The 21,826-nt window shown below is 58.1% G+C and carries 11 protein-coding genes and 2 riboswitches; of the genes, 10 read left to right on the top strand and 1 reads right to left on the bottom strand.

Annotated elements, in window-relative coordinates; all coding sequences use genetic code 11:
* Window positions 1–75 precede the first annotated feature (75 nt).
* From BLR08_RS17915 to BLR08_RS17865, 10 genes are all read left to right on the top strand, one after another.
* On the top strand, window positions 76–1,635 hold the full coding sequence (locus BLR08_RS17915) for an S-layer homology domain-containing protein (RefSeq protein WP_072335304.1): 1,560 nt from the start codon (window positions 76–78) through the stop codon (window positions 1,633–1,635).
* 26 nt (window positions 1,636–1,661) lie between these two features.
* Complete coding sequence (locus BLR08_RS17910) at window positions 1,662–3,905, top strand: heparinase II/III family protein (protein ID WP_072335307.1); 2,244 nt, start codon at window positions 1,662–1,664, stop codon at window positions 3,903–3,905.
* Window positions 3,906–3,920: 15 nt separating this feature from the next.
* A complete protein-coding gene (locus BLR08_RS17905) occupies window positions 3,921–7,055 on the top strand; it encodes an alpha-mannosidase (protein ID WP_072335309.1) in 3,135 nt (1,044 codons plus the stop codon).
* Window positions 7,056–7,088: 33 nt separating this feature from the next.
* Complete coding sequence (locus BLR08_RS17900) at window positions 7,089–9,974, top strand: FAD-dependent oxidoreductase (RefSeq protein WP_072335312.1); 2,886 nt, start codon at window positions 7,089–7,091, stop codon at window positions 9,972–9,974.
* A 353-nt stretch (window positions 9,975–10,327) separates the two neighbouring features.
* A complete protein-coding gene (locus BLR08_RS17895) occupies window positions 10,328–11,029 on the top strand; it encodes a hypothetical protein (protein ID WP_072335315.1) in 702 nt (233 codons plus the stop codon).
* A gap of 126 nt (window positions 11,030–11,155) precedes the next feature.
* Window positions 11,156–11,524 (top strand): hypothetical protein, encoded by a 369-nt coding sequence (locus BLR08_RS17890; protein ID WP_371117452.1) that lies wholly within the window; start codon window positions 11,156–11,158, stop codon window positions 11,522–11,524.
* A 394-nt stretch (window positions 11,525–11,918) separates the two neighbouring features.
* Entirely contained in the window at window positions 11,919–17,789 is a 5,871-nt protein-coding gene (locus tag BLR08_RS32020; protein WP_072335318.1) for an SdrD B-like domain-containing protein, read from the top strand.
* Window positions 17,790–17,860: 71 nt separating this feature from the next.
* Window positions 17,861–18,544 (top strand): class D sortase, encoded by a 684-nt coding sequence (locus tag BLR08_RS17880; protein ID WP_072335321.1) that lies wholly within the window; start codon window positions 17,861–17,863, stop codon window positions 18,542–18,544.
* 87 nt (window positions 18,545–18,631) lie between these two features.
* Window positions 18,632–18,718: riboswitch (cyclic di-GMP riboswitch) on the top strand.
* A gap of 35 nt (window positions 18,719–18,753) precedes the next feature.
* A riboswitch (cyclic di-GMP riboswitch) is annotated at window positions 18,754–18,841 on the top strand.
* Between the two features lie 13 nt (window positions 18,842–18,854).
* Window positions 18,855–19,652 carry a transglutaminase-like domain-containing protein gene (locus BLR08_RS17875; protein ID WP_083537428.1) on the top strand — a complete coding sequence of 266 codons (798 nt, stop codon included), beginning with the start codon at window positions 18,855–18,857 and terminating at the stop codon, window positions 19,650–19,652.
* Between the two features lie 438 nt (window positions 19,653–20,090).
* Complete coding sequence (locus tag BLR08_RS17865; RefSeq protein ID WP_083537429.1) at window positions 20,091–20,561, top strand: MEKHLA domain-containing protein; 471 nt, start codon at window positions 20,091–20,093, stop codon at window positions 20,559–20,561.
* 160 nt (window positions 20,562–20,721) lie between these two features.
* Here BLR08_RS17865 and BLR08_RS17860 read toward each other — a convergent pair whose 3' ends face one another.
* Window positions 20,722–21,609, bottom strand: coding sequence for a M15 family metallopeptidase (locus BLR08_RS17860; RefSeq protein ID WP_072335327.1), 888 nt, complete (start codon window positions 21,607–21,609; stop codon window positions 20,722–20,724).
* Between the last annotated feature and the right edge of the window lie 217 nt (window positions 21,610–21,826).

The raw sequence follows: 21,826 nt of genomic DNA, 5'->3' as shown, positions 1-21,826 counted from the left end.
CCGAAAGTGAGGGAACGAGCTTTGAGAACCTGGCTAGCGAGTTGTGTGATTGCAGCATCATTGATCCTGGGGAGCATGCCCGCGCATGCTTCCCAGGGCAGCGTCAGGCTGGACCCGGTCGCCCCTGCGGCGCCCGGTCAACCGCTGACGATCAAGGGCGATACGACGCTGGAAAGAATCGTCCTGCAAATACAGAGGCCGAACCGGACGATTCTATGGACGGATGTGGTCTCAGGGGAACGCTTCCGGTCGGGGGTGTCCATCACGCTGCCGGCGGCGCTGGCGGCGGGAGAATACGAGCTGCTGGCCGGAGCAGGCGCCGATCGGACGTCGATCGGCTTTCAGGTCGCTGCGGCTTCGGGAGGGGAAGGAGGCGGACCGACGCACGGCGACGATGATGACGGCGAGTCGGCGTCAGGAAGCGCGCAGCCGTCCCCGGCAGGTCAGGCAGACGATACGGACATTCGTATCGGACAGGATGGCATCCTGGTGGCGGTGGGCAAAACCGACGCTTCCGGAGTCGTGCGGGTCGTCCTCTCCCGCGAAATGCTCGAGGCAGCCAAGCTGGCAGGCGGCTCCTCCAAGGTACGCATCGAGCTTGGCGAGACGCCGGGAGCCGGCACCTACCGGACGACGTTCCCCGCCGAAGCTTTCACTGCGGCAGCTTCGGGCGGAAGCTACGAGCTGAAGACGCCGCTCGGCCTTGTTCATATTCCGGCGAACGCCTTCGGAAGACAGGAGCTGGCGGCTGCCGGGCAGGTGTCTGTCGTCGTGGGACGCCGGGACGCAAGTTCACTCCCGGGCGAGCTTCAGGAGTCGCTGCGGGGCAAGCCGGTTATCGCGCTTCACTTCGAGCTTGACGGGCGGCCGCTTCCGTGGCGCAACGACCGGGCTCCGATCACGGTGGAGCTTGATTACAAGCCGGCGCCGGCTGAGCGGATGAACCATGAGCTGCTCGCCGTATGGCATATCGACGAGGCGCAGCGGGTGATCCCGGTGCCGAACGGCCGGTTCGAGCCGTCGGCCGGCAAGGTCATCTTCCGCACGACGCATTTCAGTACTTTCGCTGTGGCTTATAAGGTCCCGGATTTCCGCGATCTGAACGGTTATGAATGGGCCAGAAAACCGGTTGAGGTGCTGGCAGCCAAAGGCATCGTGCAGGGCGCCGCACCGGAGCTCTTCCGGCCGGAACGCTCTATTACGCGTGCGGAGTTCGTCACGCTGCTCGTCCGTACTCTGGAGCTGGCCGCTTCGCCGGAGGAATCATCCTTCGAGGACGTCCTGCCATCCGACTATTACTATGAGCCGGTAGAAGCGGCCAAGCGGCTGGGCATCGCGCAAGGAACGGCAGCCGGCCGGTTCGAGCCGGACCGGCCTGTGACCAGGCAAGAGATGATGACCCTCGCGGCCCGGGCCTTGGCAGCCGCAGGCAAGCTGACGTTGTCCGCGGACACATCCGGACTGGCACGCTTTTTGGACGGCCAGGAAGCGGCCCCTTATGCCAGAGAGAGCATCGCCGCATTAGTGAGGCAAGGGCTGATCGAAGGAGCGGACGGGCGGCTGCAGCTGCAGCAGAGCTCGACGAGGGCGGAAACGGCCGTATTGATGTACCGCCTCTATAATGAGGACAAATGAACGAAAAGAGATAGGAGAAGCAGCCGATGAGCTTTTACGATTCAGCATCGCGAGACAAGTTGGGCAGACTGATCCGATCACAGCCGGAGGTAGAGCAGGGCTGGAGACGTCTGGCGGATGCCATGAGCGCCATCGATTCCGCGTACCTGACCGATGTAAGCGGGCAGCTGCAGCATATGAGAGACCGGGTCGCCCAGTATGGCGGCAACAAGAAGTTTACGCTGGGCAATTATGTCCGTGAAAAAGCCAGAGAAGCCCATGCGCTCGCATTCTACTATCATCAGCAGCAGGAGCCGGAGGCGGCACGGCACGCCCTTGAGCTTATTCTGCTGCTGTGCGAGGAGGAGCAGTGGCTGTATCAAGGCGGCCGCCGGAACTCGGACCTTTGGACGGCAGACATCGGGGTCCATCTGGCTATGGCCTATGATACCGTACGGGGGACTCTCGATGCCGGGACGAGAAGCAGGATCGAAAACGAGCTGCTGCGCAAAGCTTTTCTTCCGCTGTATGAAGACTGGCTTGATCCGGTGAAGAAGCTTCATGCGCTCGACACCATGGGCCATAACTGGTGGAGCGTCTGCGTGGCCGGCGCGGGGATCGTCATGCTTGTGCTTGGTCCGGAACAAAACGGGTATGCGCACTATCTGCACGCCGTGGTCGAAGGGCTGAAGGAATGGTTCGCTTACCCCGGCAATGTGCTGCAGAACAAGAAAGCGAACTTCGGTCCTGACGGCGATTATATCGAAACGATGAGCTATCTGGATTATGCGCTGGCCAGCTTCGTCCCGTTCGAGGAGTATTACCGGAGACGGACCGGCAGCCGGGAGCTGCTGGAGCTTCCGGTGCTGGGGCGCATCCCCGACGCGTATCTGAGCACCGTCTACCGGATGGACGGGCAGATTTATTCCTTCGGCTTCGGGGATGTCGGTGACCGGTACGGTCACTCGCATGTCTGGCTGATGCTGGCGGACCATTTCCGCAGGAAGGATATGCTCTCGTTTTTCCATGCGTGGAAGGAAGCGCCGGCTTCGCCGTTCGAGCTCTACTTCTACCCGGAAGGCTTGCCGAGAGAGCCCTATGAAGAGAAGCGGGAGCTGGCCGTACTGGCCCATAGCGGATATGCGGTCATGAGAAACGATCCGGATTCGGAGGACGGCACCGTCTTCGCGATCAAAACCGGGGAGAGCTGGAACCACAATCATCTTGACGTCGGCTCCTTTCTGCTTTTCAGCGGGGGCTGCGAGTTTATCGTCGATTCCGGCTACTGCGTATATTCCAAGCCGCTCTATAACTCTTATTACCGTCAGTCCCGGGCTCACAATGTGGTCCTGCTGGACGGAGAAGGCCAGCCGCCGGAGATGATTGAATTCGGGACGAAGTTTGAAGGCAGCATCCCGGTGCGGCTGGATACGCCGGATTACCGGTATTTGCTGGCCGATTGCACGGGGCCGTATATGCATTTGTATCATCGTTTCTACCGGCATATCCTGATGCTGGACGGGTTTCTTATTATGACTGACGATTTGTTTGCGAGCCGGGACGGAGCCTTCGAATGGCTGCTGCATTACGATGGAGAAGCCTCTGCTGCGAGGGAGACGATCACGATTCGCCAGAAAGCGAAGGAGCTTCGGGTTCACCATGTATACCCGGAAGCCAAGACATACAGCACGGAGAAGGGGTACAAAAGCTCCTTCCACCGCAGCACGGGCCGTGAGGATGATTTTCCCGAAGCCGCCTACTTCAAGATCCGCGCGGAGTCCAAGGACCGGCGCATCAAATATATGACGGTGTTCGAGCTGCCGGGGGAGAAGCGACGCCTGCGGGAAATCCGGAAGCTGACGAACGAGCAATTTCAAGGGCTGAGATTAATCGAAGTAACGGGCGCTTATACGGACATTCTGTGCAATCTCCACGCTGACGGGCGCGTCATGCACGATAATGCCCACGGGAGCTTTGCCGGCGTGGAGACGGACGCGTTCCTGTGCAGTGTCCGCTATGATTCGTCGGGCCGTCTCGAGCGAGCAAGTGTTCACAACGGCAGCTATCTGAAGGTGGACGGCAGCTGCTTGTTCAGCACGCTGCTTAAGGCCGATGTGCTGCTCGATTACCGCAGCGGCTTGGATTGCTGGACTTCGCTGACGGCCGATGCCTGGTGCTCATTTGCTTATAACGGCGGCGCAGCGGAAGACTTGCTTCATGATCCGGTTTCGCAGCTGTGGAGGAAGAAGCTCTTGAAGGGAAGCGGTCATTTCCATCTTAATTCATGCTAACGGAGGGAAGGCATCATGTTTTTTACCGAGGAGAAGCTTAAAGCGCGTATTGAAGAAATCGGAAGCCTGCGGTATCGGATCGTCCGCCGTTTCGAAACGCTCGCCTGCCGGCGGGATGACGGAGAAGTCGGGGCGCGGCCTCCGTCGGAGGGTCCGTGGGAGGAAATCAAGCTGGGTGACCACTGGAAGGGGAGAGATCTGTATCTGTGGCTGCAGCTTTCCGCTGATTTGCCCGAAGCGGCAAAGGGTCACCGGCTGCTCGGACGCTTCGATTTCGGGCGCACTCACCACGGCAGCAATCAAGGCTTCGAATCGCTGCTCTTCATCGACGGAGAGCCTTATCAGGGAGTGGATACGAACCATCAGGAGGTATTTCTGGATCAGCTGGCCGGGCGGCCGGCAACCTTGACGTTCCGTTTATGGTCGGGCCTGGAAGGCGGCGGGGAGCCCCAGCCGCAGGAGCATCAGATCAAGCGCGCCGAGATTTGCCTGCTTCATACGGCGGCCGACGATCTGTATTATACCGGACGCGCCGTCCTGGACACGATCCGGATTCTGCCGGATACGGCGCCGGAGCGGCGTCAGCTGCTCACCGCTTTGGACCGGGCCTTCCGGAGGCTGGACTGGGCCGGGGCGGGAGAGGAAGCCTTCTACGCTTCGGCGGAAGAGGCGCTGCAGGCCTTGAAGGCGGAGCTGGAAGACATCCCGGTTGTGCATCCGGTGAAGGTTCGCTGCATCGGACACACGCATATTGACGTTGCCTGGCTCTGGCGGCTGAAGCATACCCGGGAGAAAGCCGCACGGTCCTTCTCCACGGTGCTTCGTCTGATGGAGCAGTATCCGGATTATGTATTTCTGCAAACCCAGCCGCAGCTCTACGAGTACATCAAGCAGGATTATCCGGAGATCTACGCCCGGATCAAGGAGAAGGTTCGGGCGGGGGTCTGGGAGGCCGGAGGGGCGATGTGGCTGGAGTCCGACTGCAACCTCACCTCGGGCGAGTCGCTGGTTCGCCAGCTGCTGTTCGGCACGCGGTTTTTCCGGGAGGAATTCGGCGTGGAATGCCGGTATTTATGGCTTCCGGACGTATTCGGCTACAGCTGGGCGCTGCCCCAGATTTTGAGCAAGTCGGGCATCACCTCCTTTATGACGACCAAAATCAGCTGGAGCCAGTATAACCGGATGCCCCATGATACGTTTCGCTGGCGGGGCATCGACGGGTCGGAGGTGCTCACTCATTTCATCACCACGCCGGAGATCGAGTTCCCGCATGAAACTTATTACACCTACAACGGGTACGTCGTTCCCGAAACGGTCGAAGGCATCTGGCGGACGTACCGCGACAAGCCGGTCAATCAGGAGCTGCTGCTTTGTTACGGCTACGGCGACGGCGGAGGTGGCGTGAACCGGGATATGCTGGAGATGCGCCGTCGCCTGGAACGTATGCCCGGACTGCCGCAGGCGGTCACCGGACGCGCCGATGAGTTTTTTGCGGACCTGGAAACGAAGGTCGCCGAGACGGATCAGTATGTGCATGTCTGGGACGGCGAGCTGTATATGGAAAATCACAGAGGAACCTATACGAGCCAGGCGTTCATCAAAAAAGCAAATCGCCGCCTGGAGCTTGCGCTAAGGGAGACCGAGCTGCTGGCTGTGCTCGCGAGCCGGCTCGGAGACTATGACCTGGCTGAAGGCCAGGCCGCGCTGAACACCGCCTGGAAAATTGTGCTGCGCAATCAGTTTCACGATATTATCCCCGGCTCCTCTATCGCCGAGGTATACGAGGACGCCCGGCTCGAATATGCGGAAGCGGAACGATTGATCGATGAGACACACGCCGCTGCCCGGGGCATCATCGCTTCGGAAAGCGAGCCGGCTGCGACAGTTCCTTATACGGTTTTCAACAGCGCGTCATGGCCGCAAGGCGGAATTGTCGCATGCGCAGCCGATGAGTCCGTGACCGCGGGAGTATGGCGCCAGCCGGAAGGCGAAGAGCTGCGGGCTCAGCGGACCTCCGGCGGCTGGCTTGTCGAGCTTCCCGAAGCGCCGCCGCTCGGCTTCACTACGCTGACCTTTGAGCCTGGAGCGGCCGCAGTTGGCGTAGAGGACTCCTTCGCGTGGAAGGAGAGCGGGATTACGACCCCCTATTACGAGCTCGAATGGAATGAAAGCGGGCAGCTGACCCGCCTCTACGACAAGCAGCATGACCGGGAGGTGCTCGCGCCGGGCGGACTCGGAAACGTGCTGCAGGTGTTCGAGGATAAGCCGATGCAGTTTGACGCCTGGAATATTGATCTGTTTTACCAGGAAAGCATGCAGCCGGTGACGGCGCTGCAGCAGGTCACGCTGAAGGAGCAGGGCCCGCTGCGCGCGGTTGTTGAGATGAGGTGGACTTACCGGAATTCGGTCATCGTTCAGGAGCTGATAGTGTATGCCGCAAGCCGGAGAATTGATTTCCGGACCTTCGTGGACTGGCATGAACGGCATCAGCTGATGAAGGCTGCCTTCACGGTGGATGTCCGTTCCACGGAAGCGACCTACGATATTCAATTCGGAAACGTCAAGCGGCCTACCCACTGGAATACGTCTTGGGACTATGCCCGCTTCGAAACCGTGGGACATCAATGGGCGGACTTGTCCGACCGGGGCTACGGGGTCAGCCTGCTGAACGACTGCAAATACGGCTACGATATCAAGGACAATGTCATGAGGCTCAGCTTGATCAAGTCCGCGACATATCCCGATCCTCAGGCCGACCAAGGCGAGCACCGGTTTACGTATTCTCTGCTGCCGCATCACGGGGACTGGGCGGCCGGCGGAACGGTGCAGGAGGCCTGGAGTCTGAACAACCCGATGCAAGCGGTCCGGGGGAATGCAGTAAGGAAGCCATGCTCGCTGTTCCGGTTATCCGCAGACCATGTTACCGTAGATGCCGTCAAAAAGGCCGAGGATTCGAACGCCTGCATCATACGGTTCCATGAGCATGAAGGCCGCGTCGGGAAGCTTCGCATCACCTCCGATCTGGGCATCCGGTCCTGGCAGGAAACCGATCTCATGGAAAGACCTTCGGGCGATGTCAGATATGGAGATATCGCCTGCGTGATGAAGCCTTACGAGCTGAAGACGATACGGGTTCATTTCGCAGATTGAGTATACGGAGGGCAAGCTAAGGAGGACCGCTTCATGAATCAGAAGATCCGGATAGAAACCGATGTGCTCGTTGTCGGAGGAGGTACGGCGGGCTGCGTAGCCGCGCTTTCGGCGGCGAGAGAGAACGTAAGGGTAGTCATCGTAGAGAGCGAATCGGCCTTGGGCGGCGTAGCGACCCGCGCGGGCATTCACCGGTATTATTACGGTTCCCCGGGCGGCTTGCAGGAGGAGATCGACCGGGAAACGGCCGAGATGGCCCGGCTGCTCGGAGGAAGGACCATGGGCTTTCATCCGGAGGCCAAAAAGATTGTCCTGGCCCGGCTGTGCCGGGAGGCGGGCATTCAGGCGCTGCTGGACTGCACGGTGCATCGGGTGCTGCTGGAAGGGGATGAGGTGGCAGGCGTAGAGGCGTGGGGCGAGGGAGGGGGCGTGACGATTCGCGCTGCTGTAACGATCGACGCTACGGCGAACGGCAATGTCGTTCACATGGCCGGGGGGAAGATGCGGTACGGCCGCGAGCAGGACGGCGCTTACCACAACTACTCCCTCGTGCCCCGCAGGCTGCGCGACGGCCTGATCGGTTACGATAATCTGGATGCGGGCTGGGTGGATCCCTACGATCCGAAGGATGTAACCCGGGCTTTTCTGAAGGGCAGGGAATGGATCTGGCAGGCTTACGAGGAAGGGCTGCACTATTACGCGATCTCCTCTTCGCTGGGATATCGGGAGGGAGCCTTGATCGACGGGGAAAAGCTGCTGACCATCCAGGACTATGTCGAAGACACGGCTATGCCGGACGTTATCGCGCGAAGCTATTCCCATTTGGATAATCACGGCTTCGATACCGGCAATGAAAGTGAATTCAGCCAGCTTTGGATCTCGATACTGGGCTTGTTCGTCAAGGGTCTGTGGTGCGATATTCCTTATGGCAGCTTGCTGCCGAAGAAGCTCAAGCGCGTCCTTGTCGCGTGCCGGGCGCTGTCCGTGGACCGCGACGTATCGATGGGCGTCAGGATGCAGAAGGATATGCATAAGGTCGGCGAGGCCGCTGGGCTGGCTGCTGCCCTGAGCGTGCAAAGCCGAATGCTGCCCGCCGAGCTGCCCGTTCATGAGCTGCAGCAGCGGCTGGTGGAGCGGGGAGTGCTGGAGGCCGGCGATCTCGGCCGAACCGGCTCGCGCAACCTGGCCTTCCGGCATGGCGCGCTGGCAGGCGTGCATATGCCTCCTCAACAAGCCGGGGCCTATGTGAAGGAGCTGATCGCCTACTTCGGAAGCGACGAACAGTGGAAGGCCGTCTGGCTGCTGGCCAAGCGGGCGGAGCCGGAGCTGTCCATCGGGCAGCTGAAGCTTGTCCTGGAGGAATCCTCGACTGCCCGCAAGCTATGTGCGGCGCTGGTTCTTACGCTGCTGGGCCGGCGGGAGCAGGAGACGTTTCTGCTGGAGCTGCTGCAGAAGCGGGATCAGACCCGGTGGAACGATCATCCCAAGTGTCTGCCCTTCTGGGTGGCCGCCCTTATTCTGCTGCGCATGATGAAAAGTCCCGCCGCCGTACAGGAGGCGCTGAAGCTGCTGGACGAAGGCTCTTCGGCGGTGGAATCGGTGTTCGTGCTGACCTATTTAAAGGAGTCGGCGGATCAGCTGACTGAAGCCGATCGACGAACGATCGCTCAAGCTGTAACCCGCTGGGCAAGCAGGCCCGAGCTGGGAGACGATTACCGGATGCACGGAGGGCGAAGCGAGTCGCTGCGCTGGAGTCTGGAGCTTCATGCGGCGGAGGTGCTGGCCCGATGCGGCGAAGCAGACCGCGAGGCGTGCGAGGCGTGGCTCAGCCGGTATGAAGGGGATGCGCGAGGTTATGCGCATCAGGCAGCCGCTGCGTTGAGGCGGCGTTTGCAGGAAGGGGAAGCGAAGCTGCCGCATCGCGCGGATGTGCAGCTGGGAGATTTCGATGCGGCGGTCATCGGGGGAGGCATCGCCGGGGTCGTTTGCGCCGCCGCTTTGAGCCGCCGAGGCTGCCGTGTTCTGCTGGCGGAGGACAGTGCCGGTCTGCTCACGGAGGTGACGCGCTGCAGGATGACCCGCTGGCCGGCCGGCATGGAGTCTGGAGCAGGCGAAGTGGGAGCTGAGGCCGAGTTACTGATAGCTTGCTTGAGCAGGCTGGGGGCGCTTCGCAACGGTGAAGTGGAGCCGGTGTTGGCTCAGCTTGCTGTCGACCGTTTCCTGCAGGAGGCTGGAGTGACGTTGCTGCTCGAAGCCCGGTGCCTAGGCTTTGGACGGAGGTTGCCGGACGGCCGACAAATCGTAACGTTCGCTATGAGAAACTGCCAAGCGAAGGCGAGTGTCCAGACGCTCGTCGACTGCACGCCGGAGGCGGTGCTTTTCCGTCAAGAGACGGAGAGCGGGATCAGGCCTGCCGACGCCGGGCAAGGAACGTCCGTTTCGGTCATGACGGCTACACTGGTGAACTGGAAGGCGGCGCCTGAGCAGAGGCAGCAGCTGCAACTGGATAGCGGCGGCGGCCCTGTATCGGTCCGTATCCGGCCCAGCCTTTATGAGGGGGAGGTTTATCTCGATGTGTCGGCCGGCATCGGCGGGGAAGAAGACCCCGGCCTTCTAGCTGCAGTGCTGACCCGGCTTAGACAGGAAGGTGTAATGCCCGAAGAGGCGGCTCTTGCTTATATCGCCGACCGCCCCTGGTGTTTGCCAGCGTTCGCAGTGGAGGCGACTACGCGGGGAGCTGCGACGATCAGCTTCGGTGACGGTACGATGGTCGGCGCGGGCTTATGGACTTCTGCCGTGTACGACCGGCTGCAGCGCGCAGAGATGTGGGAGCGTGACGTCCTAGCCGCTAGGCAGCAGCTGGAGGCAGGCGAAGAGGCGGCAAGAGTTGTACTGTCCGCCGCACAGGGAAATGCGTAAGGGCTCCGCCCTGCGCGCAGAAAGAGGTTGCCGCCATTCTGCGGCAGCCTTTTTTAGCATGATTTGAAGTCGCGGTAACGATCGATCATGCAAGACGGGTATTCGGCGCGACTGGAGCTCGATCCGCTGGTCGGGGAGTTATCGAATGCCGCTTCGCTGCCGTCTGGCGGAGACCGACGGCAGTTCCACGACGTTGACTTTGTACTCTCGCTCCTGGCATAACTGCTGGCTTAAAGTGGTTAGGATGGAATGCGGATGTAAAAAAAATCCAATATTACAAATATCGGACTAATTTCATTTGCCTATAGGCTTACATATATTGGGCTTAGCTGACGGAAAAGGAGTGCAGTGAAATGGATTATACGTATGCTGCATGCTTCACAGGAACCATTAAAGAAATGTCATACGACCCTAAAAAAATGCCTCATGTTACATTTTGCCCCGTCCATGGAACTATGATTGCTGCGCCGGAAATAATTTACAAGGTTGCCGATGAAAAATGTCATGTTACAGAAAGTGTAAGGAGGGTGTTCACCTCGATCGAACCGACTGGCATGGAAGAGCTGAGCAGGCCTGAGGGAACCTCGCTATGGTCGGGCGTACCCGAGCTTACCGAATGGCGCAAGCAGCTTTGGGGGATTGATGTACCCGAGGTAAAGTGCGGGAACGATTGCTGGTATGAGAAGAAAACCCCATTTGGCACGGTCAAAACGAAATACCCGTGCTGTCACCGGAGAACGACTACACATAGAGCGTACATGGTTGTTAAGTATCCCAAAAATGTGGAAAGCGCCGTTAAAGCTGAAATTAACCGATGCGGGGCAGCTGCTGCCATCGAAGCCGAAGAAATTATTCGCAACGCCGCTTTAGCCGCGCTTCCTAATATTCCGGCTTCTCTTGCTGCTGGCTTAGCTGCTATCCCGCTGGCTTTGGAGCGGGGAATAGCCTCTTTTACAACGTGTATGAAAAATATTACGGTGAGTGATTTCATAAAAAGAAACATTAAGATTGATATTGAAAAGACCAAAGATACCGGCTCTTGGAAGCAGGTTTGAAAGCAACCCCGGCAAATTTTCGCAGCGATCCTGCATAAACCCAAACCCTGTCTCGCTAGTCCTAGTCTTTCATCCAAGCATTTTTCTTCTAGTTTCATATATTGAAGCTGGAAGGAGGTGAGATCCATGATGAAAGCAACGATCTCGCAAGTATATCCCAGACTCTACCTCTATCGCGACGAAAACTATACGGGCCGGCGTTTCGTGCTGCGGGGCAACCTGGGCGTGCGGAACCTGGAGCGCCGTTACGACGATGTCGAAAGCCTGCGCTTTTATTCGCCGAGTGCCAACGCTACGCTGGTGCTATTCACGCGGACGAACTTCCGGGGCAGCTTCCGGGTGTTCCGGGGCTCGGTCAATTTGAGAGATTTGGATGATATTATCGGCGACAACGATGCAGAATCGCTGATCATGTCGAATTCCCGGCTGACGCTGGAGCAGATTCGCACCATCCGCCGCACAGGCAATCTGCCGAGCGGTTACCGTTACCTGTAAGCACGGACGACCGACAAGGCCCGACACCGAACAAGCCCTCGGCGCGCTATAAGCGCCGGAGCTTTTCTTAAGAGTCAAGAAAGTTTACCTTCACAAAAGCGATATAGAGTGGTGGAACTTTCCGCTCGCAAGAAAAGCTACCGCTAAAACACGCATGTATCTTCCTCGAATGGGCTCCGATCAGGAGCTTTTTTTATGTTTACGCATGCGAAAAAACGCCTGGCTTCTATCTCGCGTCCCGGACCCGGAAAGCCCTCTTTCTCAGACCGCGAACGAGAACTTCTTTCCGTTCAGATATTGTTCAGGACCCCGGGTTATGCTGGGGAGCGTATGTCCTGAACCTATAGAGAGGAGAGAGAATCCGGCAATGAGACTTCGCAGAAAGTCTAAACCCATGAACAGAATGTCGTTTCTGCTCATGTGGACCCTATTGCTGCAAATGATTTTGCAGCCCTTTGCGCTGTCCGGCTATGCGGCGGCCCCAACTTTTACTTTCACCAAGAGCGCCAGCAAAGCAACGGTGTCCATCGGCGACACGTTTACCTACAATCTGAAATTTGCGGTGGCCAGTGCGACGGCCGTCGGGGTGGAAAGCATCAAAATTACCGATGTGGTTCCTCCGCAATTCGCGATTATGGAGAACGAGGATAGCGACTGGGATTCGATTCAAGGCCAGACGCTGATCCGGGAGGTGACAAATCCGAACCTGCTGAAGGCGGGGAGCTCGTTGTCCTTTTCCATCAGCGTGAAAGCGGACCATACGTGGGTGAACCAGCCGGTCGCGACGACAAATACCGCCAAGGTGGAGGTAACGGATGAGGACGGCAACACGACGATTGCCCAAGCTACGGCCGATGTCGTGATTCAAGCCGATCCGGATGCCCCTCCGTCAAACCCGGGCGGGGGCGGCGATGGCGGCACGGTTATTGAGGCGACCTATGACAAATGGGAAGCTTACAAGACGCAGTCGCTCGGCGACGGCTCGGTTCCGATTACCGGCGGACTTGTCACCTACAAGGTCGGCATCAAGCGCGTATTGGCCGGGAATACGGCCAACGGCACGCTGAATGTCCCTTTTTTCTATGACAATCTTCCGGCTCAAGTGCCTCAAGCATGGGTAACCTGGACGCAAGGCTCCGCACAAAATGCCTACTATGATCCGGGCCAACATCGGATCGTATGGGAGGATATCTCGCTTAGCCCAGGTCAGAAATTTGAGGCCGATGTCAAAATCGTATACCCGGACGACTACGGTTACGCTTATCCGACCGCGTCCCCGCTTACCTTGACCAACACGGTAACGATGGATACCTATTCGGTAGACGGCGGTCAGGGCAGCGTGCCCAAGACTACGGATTCGGTGGATACGCTGCTAGGGCAGCCGGTATCCGGCGATCCGGGATTGAACAAGGATAAGAAGTTTGCTTATCGATCTCCCGGGCAGAAGCAGCAATTCACGATTGGCGGAGTGGCTAACAAACGGACTTCGGCGAATCCGAAGGTGAACAGCCCGCTGTACGATGTGGTGATCACAGACCCGCTTCCTCCCCAGATGAATTACGAATCGGTCCAGATGCCATCGCTTGCCTGGAGCAAGTTTTTGTACGAGACGAATAACAGCGGATCGTGGATCGAGTACACGGGAAATGCGACAGCAGGAAGCACCGTCAAGATCGGTCAGTCCGGCAGCGGCATGAGCCCGGCCAAGGATATTATTTTGTCTGCCGGCGAGTATGTAACGAAGCTGCAGTGGAAGTATGACACGCTTGCGGTGGGCAAAAGCATCGACGGCATCGTCGTAGCCGGCACCGTGCTGGCTGCGCCTCATGGAGGCGGAGCGGCGCTGCAGCATGGAGATACGGTCACGAACAACGTCTACCTGGATTACCAGGCGCTGACCGAAGCGTCAGCCGGTGTCTGGAGCAAGACGGCTCAGGCTCGGAAAACCGAGTCCGCCAGCTTCCGCATCAATGACGAGAAGCCTTGGCTGATCGCGGAGAAATCCGTCTCGGGCAGCTACAGGCCGCTGGATATTGTGCCGTTCGTTTTAACGGTCAAAAATGATATCAAGGCGACAGGCCCGTATGTAAATCCGGTTCTGTACGATTTGCTGCCGGAACGGTTCAATTATTATGTGTCCGCGAACCAGACGTTGGACCAGTCGTTCGAGCTGGTGAACGCGCCGACAGGCACGAGCCGCCCGAAGGCGGAGATCGTAACGAAAAACTTCAACGGCACGGGCCGAACGCTGGTCAAATGGTCGTGGGATGCAGGCAACCCGGCAAGCTTCGCGCCGGATACGAGCTTCCAGCTGAAATATAAGGGTGAGGTGCAGGCGGGAACGCCCAAAAGCTCGGATGGCCCTGTGTACCGCAATGATCTTTATATAAGCACGGCCGATCCGTCCGCTCAGTTTTGGCATGGCGGCGACAAGGTCCATCATGACCCGAACACATTTGCGGAATGGATGAATCACAATACGCCGATTAAGGATACGACGCTGCAATTTGACCCGACGCCCGGAGTAGATGAATTTTTCGTCCATGCTTCGGCTGTCGTTCCGGTGAAGAAAGCGACGGTTGTCCAATCGACCAAGTGGAACAGAGGCGACCTCGCACCGATCAAGCTGAACGAGCAGGACGGCACATTTGTAGGGGCGCCGGCCTTGTCCGATCAGCCGTTCGATACGAGCGATCAGCCGCAATACACGGAATTCCCTTACTACAGCGTCACCTTTGAGGGAGGCACGGCCGATTACAAGCTGGTCATCCGCAACAGCGGCAATACCAAACTCGGGAAGATCAGCGTGCTTGACATTCTCCCGCATATCGGGGACCGGGCCGTGAGAACGGATTGGGGAACCGGCACCGCTTATGAGAGCAGGGGCTCGCAGTGGAGACCTAACCTGTCCCAGGTGTTGTCCTCCGGTCCGCAAAGCTACAGCTACACGACGACGGAGACGGGATCCAAGACGGTTACCTTCAACCTGGAGACGTATTACAGCAAGTCGATCGATCAGGAGCAGGTTGTCCGCTTCGATGTCGTTGACAACGGCAGCGCTGCGAAGCCGGGCTGGGTGTCCCAACGACAGTACAACAGCGATGACTTGAGCGACATCCGCTCGTTATATTTCGAGATCACGAATATTAATGGCGGAGCAGGACTGGCTGCTGGAGAATACATCGTGCTGGATTGGAAAATGGACGCTCCCGTGGGCGCTCCGACCGATGCCATCGCCTGGAACTCCTTCGCGATTCAAGCGACGGAGGCTGGCGCTAACGGCAGCGAGGAGGGCAGCAAAATGCTGCCGACCGCTCCGAATAAAGTCGGCTTCATCATCGACCCGGCGGACGTCAACGCGCCGCTCGGAGAGATTGGCGACTTTGTCTGGTTTGACAGCGACCGGGACGGCACGCAGAACGAAAGCTATCCGGGTGACAGCAGCCAGAAGGCCGGCATCAACGGCATTACGGTGAATCTGTATCGCGCCGGCGACATCGTTCCTTATCGCTCCAGCAAAACCGGCTATGATATGCAGGGCAATCCCGGCTATTATTTGTTCCAGGGGCTTGCTGCCGGAGAGTATGAAGTAGAGTTTATGCTGCCGGCTCATTATACGCCTACGGTTGCGAACGCGTTGGGCGATGATCCAGACCATACGCAGAACCTGGATTCGAATAAAGTAGCGAAAGGCAGCACGGCAGGCGGCTACACGCCTTACCGGACCGATACGATCAAGCTGCCGGCAGCCGGCAAGAACCGCACCATCGACCTGGGACTGATCGAAGCCTCAGAATCTGCAGGCCATCCCGGGGCGGCTCTGGTGAAGAAGATCGAAAGCGTGGAGCAGGGAACGGCTGCAGCCGCCCCGTCACAGGAGTATGTGCTGGCAGGCAACAAGGTGCGCTACAGCATCAGCTTCACGAATACATCGTCCGTCGTGTTGCACAATATCCGGCTGACCGATGAACTGGACCGTCAGCAGGCGGGACTGGCGTTCCATAACCTCGTCTACGACGGGCAACCTATACCGCTGAACGGAAATTCGCATAACCGTCCGGATGTGATCACGGACATAAACAATGCAGGCACAGCCCCTTCGCTGTCGGTCAAAAGCCTGGACCCTGGCAAAACGCTGAAGCTTGAAGGGGAATATACGGTAACTGCCTCGGATATCGATCGCACCGATCTTGTAAACCAAGCGATCGTCTATTATAACGAGTCGCCTGTGCCGCTGAAGGATGAGGCGAGTATTCCGACAGCCGCCTTGGATGTCAAGAAAAAGAGCAGCGCCTTGTCCGTCTCCCAAGCGGGAGCTTGGATCGACTATGTCGTCACGATCGCCAATACGGGAAGCCGGGACCTGCACAATCTGGTCATTACGGATTCCAAGGTGACGGGGCTTGCGCCGATCGCTTTGCTGAAGTCCGGCGAGACGCGGGAGCTTACCTATACGTATCAAGTTTCGGCCGCCGATCTGAATGGCGCCAAGCTGATCAATACGGTCGTAGTGAAGCCGGATGAGACGCCTACGGGTACGGCCACTCATGAAGTGCCGGTCATTACATCGCCCCGCGGTTCCATCGGCGACTATGTATGGCTGGACCGCGATGAGGACGGCGTACAGGATGCAGGCGAGCCGGGCATCAACGGCTTGACGGTGAAGCTGTTTACGTCGCCGGAAGGTTCACCGCTGGCACAGACCGTTACGCGCGACAAAGACGGCAAGCCTGGTTATTACTTGTTCCAGGGATTGCCGGCCGGTGATTATTATGTTCAGTTCGTCATACCAGCCGATTATGGCGTTACGCTGGCGAATGCTTCCGGCGAAGCGACCGACTCCAACAAGACGGATGCGTCGGGCTTCACGGAGAAAATTACGATTGGGACGGGCAGCTGGCATGATCTGACGATCGACCTGGGGCTCGTGCCTCGGGGCGAGATCGGCAACTATGTATGGCTGGATCTGAATAGGGACGGCCTGCAGAACGAAGAAGCATCGCTCGGAATCAACGGCGTTGAGGTCAGACTATACAGCCCTGACCGCTCGGGAGCTCCGATCGCCGTCACGACGACCTCGAATGACGCGCAGGGGCGTCCCGGCTACTATCTCTTCGATGACCTGATCGCAGGCGACTACTACGTGCAGTTCGTCCCTCCGGCGGATTATGCGAAGACGCTGGAAGCTCAGGGCTCGCAGAGGGGACTGGATTCGAACGCAACGGATGATGAAGGCTTCACCGCTATGATCACAATCGGCGAGACGGCCGGCTGGATCGATCATACGATCGATCTGGGCTTGATTGCGAAGGGTGCGATCGGCAACTATGTATGGTACGATGCGAACGGCAACGGAGCGCAGGATGAGGCACAGACGCTGGGACGCAACGGCGTTACCGTCAAGCTGTACAACGGAGCCAAGCAGCTGCTGGGGCAAACGGTAACGGCCGACGACAGCAGCGGCCGTCCGGGCTACTATTTATTCGATCAGCTGCTGGGCGGGGAATATTATGTCGAGTTTATGCTCCCGTCCGGTTACGTCGCTACCCGGGAAGCGGCGGATGGCGTTTCTCCGGAGCTCGATTCAAACAAACGGACCGGCGGCTTTACCGACCTGATTGTTATCGGCGGGGCTAACGCATGGGAAGATTTGTCGATCGACCTCGGCCTGGTATCGGAGCCGGATGAGGGCGGTCCTTCCGGACCGGTTAACCCCGGCAATCCCGGACCTCCGGTAACGCCTGTCAATCCGGTCGAACCGGGTACGCCCGAACCTCCGGTGAATCCGGGACCAACGCCCGTCACTCCAGTGATGCCTCAGCCTGAGCAGCCGGTTAAGCCGGGGCCGGGAGTAACGGAGGAGATCGTCACGAACGAAGATACGCCGGCGGGCGGCGCTGTCCAGGTGCCTCCAGGCAGCAAGCCGTCTATCGGCAAGCAGCCTGAGCATGGCCAGGTAGAGCTGGAGGATGACGGCAAGTGGGTCTATACACCGGAGCCGGGTTATACCGGCAAGGACGGATTCACCATTATCGTAACCGATCCGAATGGCAATGAAGAAGAAATACTCATTGACATTGATGTCGAAAAAATACCTTTGGATCGCGCTGAAGGCGAAGGAGCGCAGCAGCCTCAGGCGGTATTGCCGAATGTAACGGTTTTGCCCAAAACCGGTGAAGGCAGCCACCTGCTTCTGCAGCTTACAGGCCTAGGTTTGTTTATGCTGGGAGCGGTATTAAGAAAGCGGCGCGTCAAGCGCACATGAGGAGGGAGGCTGCCGGGTGAACCGGCGGCCTCTGCCTGTCGCGGACGTCACACAAGCAGGAGGGGCGGGACATGAGAAGATGCTGGAGCTATCTATTGATGGCGGCGGGAGTAGGCCTGGTACTGCTGCCGAAGGCGATGGAATGGCAGGCGGACTATAAAGAAAGCCGACTGCTTGCGTCAACCGAACGAAGCTTCGCCGCTGCCGAAGCGGCAGCCGAGAGGCGGGTGGAGGCGGAATATGAGCGCTTGTCCGAGCTGCTCAGCACCGGGGCGGAAGCGGATGAAGCGGAGCCTGCGGGGAGCCCAGAGCAGCGGAGTGAGGCAGGGGAAGCCGCTCAGCCGGTTAAGCCTATTTCTGCCGAATCGGCCATCGCCGTGCTGTCGATCGAGAAGCTCGCCCTCAAGCTACCGGTTCTAGAAGGAGCGACTCAAGAGAATATGAGATTTGCTGCCGCTCATATGATAGAAACCTCTCCGCTTGGCGAGCCGGGCAATGCCGCTATCGCAGCCCATCGGGTCAAAACAAAGGGGCGGCTGTTCAACCGTTTGAACGAGCTGGAGGGAGGCGATAAGATCGTGGTGGAGCTGCCGGACCGGAAGGTAACCTACACTGTTTTTCGCACATTGCGGGTGGAGCCCTCCGACATATCCGTTTTGAAGCGCAGCGAGGAAGACCGTATTCTTACCTTAATCACCTGCGATCCGATCGTGAATCCTACTCATCGGCTTATCGTCCAAGCCAGTCAGGACTAATTGCCCATTTTAAAATAAATGGGTATAATCTACTAAAAATTAGGCTTGTATTTTCCCGAAAATATGATATTCTCAAAGAAAGCAATACACGATAAACGGCAAACCTGTCGAAAGATGGGGACGCAAAGCTAAAGGGCCTACCCTCCATCGGGAGCACGGCAGCCAGTTACCGAACGGATTGTTTTTTTTATTTTTCTTACAAAACTTATCACCGATAATGGCAAACCTGCCCGAAAGGCAGGGACGCAAAGCTAAAGGGCCTAAGCTTCGTTAGAAGTATGGCAGCCAGCTACCGAAGGGAGTTTTTTTTATGCGTCAATGGATGCGTGCAGGCTTGGCCGTATGTTTGATGACGGCGTATTTACCGGCTGCCGCCTGGGCGGCCAAGGCGGACTCCGCCTCTTGGCTGGATGCGGGAAAGCTGGAGCAAGGGGCATTCGGCATCGTCTACGAGAGCGCCGCAGCAGCGAAAACAAAGCTGATGGTCAGCAAGGACGGCGTCAACTATACGTATGATCTGGCCGGCGACGGCGAAGAGGAATATTTTCCGCTGCAGCTCGATAATGGCACTTATAAAATCTCGATCCTTCAGCAAGTGACGGGAAATAAATATAAACCGGTTCATAGCGATATGCTTGAGCTGGACATGCAGGATAAGTCCGATGTTTACCTGCATTCGATCCAGAATGTGAATTGGCACGAAGCGCAGACGGTGACGGATAAAGCGCTGGAGCTGACGAAGGATCTGAAGACGGAACGCGAGAAGGCCGAAGCGATCTACTCGTATATCGCCAGCAACCTCGTCTACGACTACGAGCTGGCTGCCAGCGTGCAGACAGGCTATATCCCGGATCTCGATCAAGTGCTCGCCGTACAAAAGGGCATCTGCTACGATTATGCCTCCTTGTTCGCAGCTATGAACAGAAGCTTGGGCATTCCGACCAAGCTGCTCATGGGAGAATCGAAGAATGTCAAGGAATATCACGCATGGAATGAGATTTTGATAGATGGTGAATGGTTGACCGTCGACACGACTGTCGATGCAGGCACGGGCAGCCGGACATTTGCGAAAAACGCCGGCGACTATAAAGCCTCCAAGGTTTATTAACAGCTCTTGCTGTTCGTTATAACGAATACCGTACGGAGAAACGGCAGGAAGCGAGCTGCTCGCCGCCATGATCCGGGACCGCAAGGGAGCGAACAATACGAGTCTCTGTATCGGAAGCCGCAAGTAAGCGAATAGTATGAGTCTCCGCATGGGAGGCCGCAAGTGCAGCAGGAGAGTCCTTCTTCGGAAAGGGCCTCCTGCTTTTCTATGAAATCGAGTCCGGTTATGCGGGGCGGCAATGGATGTCCGCTTGTGCGCTCAGGGAACGAAGAAATGGCGCTTGAGGCGGTACAGCATTTTGATGGGATAGGCGGTCTGCGGCTTATAGGGCGGGGCGGCTGGCCATGCAACCGGGGCTTACGCTTCGTTCGGGAGGAGTTTTCCGGTGCCGGGGCGAAATCATAGTCTTTATGCGGTAACAGGAAGGAGGTGGGTAGAGTGGCGAGCAGCGTTCGGAGAGGGATTGGTTCCACCGATGAGCATGCGCTTCGGGTCATCCGCAGCTACCGCCATTGGACCGGCCGCTCCTTGATCGGAGAGGTGGAGCCGCGGAGAGCGGCCGAGAGCTTATATCTGGCTCCGCTTTATATCCTGTCTCATGGCATGGAAGCGGACCCGGTCTTGAACTTCGGCAGCAAGCAAGCTCTGGACCTGTGGGAGATGGACTGGGAGACGTTCACCAGGACGCCTTCCCGGTTGACAGCGGAGAAGGTGGAGCGCGATACCCGGGAGGCATTCATGCGGGCTGTGCGGGAGCAGGGTTTTGTCAGCGATTACAGCGGTGTGCGCATTTCCGCAAGCGGCCGCCGATTCGTCATCGAGCAGGCCACAGTATGGAATGTTCTCGATGAGACGGGCGTTCGCTGCGGTCAGGCAGCGGCATTTGAGCGTTACCGGCGTCTGGATTAGAAAAAGAGCTCTAGGCAACCAAGCCGCTTGGTTGCTTAGAGCTCTTTTTTGTGCCTTTGAGCTAAGGGCTCGGAGGGCCGGCAAGCCGCGATACACAGATACACGGTCGCACAAATGAACGTTATACAGATGTTCAGAGCGGAGCGGCCCCGCCTTGCCTTTAGCTGCTCGGCTTGTTAACTGGAACGCCCTTGCTGTAATACTCCTCCAGCGTCAGGCCCTGCTTTGTCAGCTCCTTGGCAAGCTGGACGCCGACATAGCGCAGATGCCAAGGCTCGTATTGGTAGCCGGTGATGGCTTCCTTGCCCTTCGGATACCGGATAATAAACCCGTATTCGGAGGCGTGCTCGGCCAGCCACTTCGCTTCTTTGGTGGCTCCGAAGCAATCCTGGGCCGGACATTTGCCATTGGCACCCGCCACGTCGATCGCCAGCCCGGTTTCATGCTCGCTTTGGCCCGGCTTGGCGCTGAACGTATTGGCTTCTTGTTCGCCATGCTGCTTTACATAGTTATTGTAGAGGGAGGTTTGCGTCTGGTGAGAGCGGTAAGCCGATACGCCGGCCAACGGGTAGCCCGCTTCCTTGGCGGCCTGGAACAGCTTCTCCAGCGACGCTGCGGCTTCCTTGCGCATTTTGCGCTTCTCCAGCTTCTCCTTGAAAATAAAGGCCACGTCCGGATCGACGAGGTCCTGCGGCTTGTAGTTGTCCGGCAGCTTGTTCAGCTTGTTGACCAGGACGGCGATCTCGGCAGGCTTCGCGATAACCTGAACAGCGCCTTCTTTGCCCCCTGCGGGCGGCTTGGCCGTCGCGTCTCCTCCGGCAGGCGGCTGATCCTTGGCCGTAGAGCCGGGCAGCGCACCCGGTGCATCCGGTGCGGCAGACTTGCCGGGCTGCTCGGCGCCCCCGTTTCCGGGCGTTTGGGCAGGCGGCGCCGCAGGCTGCTGCCGGGAATCCGGCTGCGGAAGCGACAGGCCGGTACAGCCGGAGAGCAGCAGGACGCAGGCGGCTAACGCGCTTGCGATCAGGCGGGCTTGACGTGAATTCCACATAGATGTATTTCCTTTCTGTCTGGGACATAACGGTTCGGTTGGTCCGGCTAAGAGGGATATTTATAGAGTAGAGAAAGTTTGCTTCGCGAATTTTCTGCTCGCCAGAAAAGCTGCCGCTAAAACACGCATGTATCTTCCTCGAATAGCTCCGGTCAGGAGCTTTTCTTTATAGACGGCGTTCGGCTCCCGGAAGTTTCAGTCGAGGCCGGGAAGGATG

This window comes from Paenibacillus sp. cl123, from assembly GCF_900101595.1.
GTDB lineage: Bacteria > Bacillota > Bacilli > Paenibacillales > NBRC-103111 > Paenibacillus_G.
This window is presented reverse-complemented; position numbering and strand designations above follow the sequence as displayed.

Excerpts from the sequence above, each read along its gene's own strand:
- BLR08_RS17915 (WP_072335304.1), top strand. The coding sequence starts at position 76 with ATGCCCGCGCATGCTTCCCAGGGCAGCGTCAGGCTGGACCCGGTCGCC.
- BLR08_RS17910 (WP_072335307.1), top strand. The coding sequence starts at position 1,662 with ATGAGCTTTTACGATTCAGCATCGCGAGACAAGTTGGGCAGACTGATC.
- BLR08_RS17905 (WP_072335309.1), top strand. The coding sequence starts at position 3,921 with ATGTTTTTTACCGAGGAGAAGCTTAAAGCGCGTATTGAAGAAATCGGA.
- BLR08_RS17900 (WP_072335312.1), top strand. The coding sequence starts at position 7,089 with ATGAATCAGAAGATCCGGATAGAAACCGATGTGCTCGTTGTCGGAGGA.
- BLR08_RS17895 (WP_072335315.1), top strand. The coding sequence starts at position 10,328 with ATGGATTATACGTATGCTGCATGCTTCACAGGAACCATTAAAGAAATG.
- BLR08_RS17890 (WP_371117452.1), top strand. The coding sequence starts at position 11,156 with ATGATGAAAGCAACGATCTCGCAAGTATATCCCAGACTCTACCTCTAT.
- BLR08_RS32020 (WP_072335318.1), top strand. The coding sequence starts at position 11,919 with ATGAACAGAATGTCGTTTCTGCTCATGTGGACCCTATTGCTGCAAATG.
- BLR08_RS17880 (WP_072335321.1), top strand. The coding sequence starts at position 17,861 with ATGAGAAGATGCTGGAGCTATCTATTGATGGCGGCGGGAGTAGGCCTG.
- BLR08_RS17875 (WP_083537428.1), top strand. The coding sequence starts at position 18,855 with ATGCGTCAATGGATGCGTGCAGGCTTGGCCGTATGTTTGATGACGGCG.
- BLR08_RS17860 (WP_072335327.1), bottom strand. The coding sequence starts at position 21,609 with ATGTGGAATTCACGTCAAGCCCGCCTGATCGCAAGCGCGTTAGCCGCC.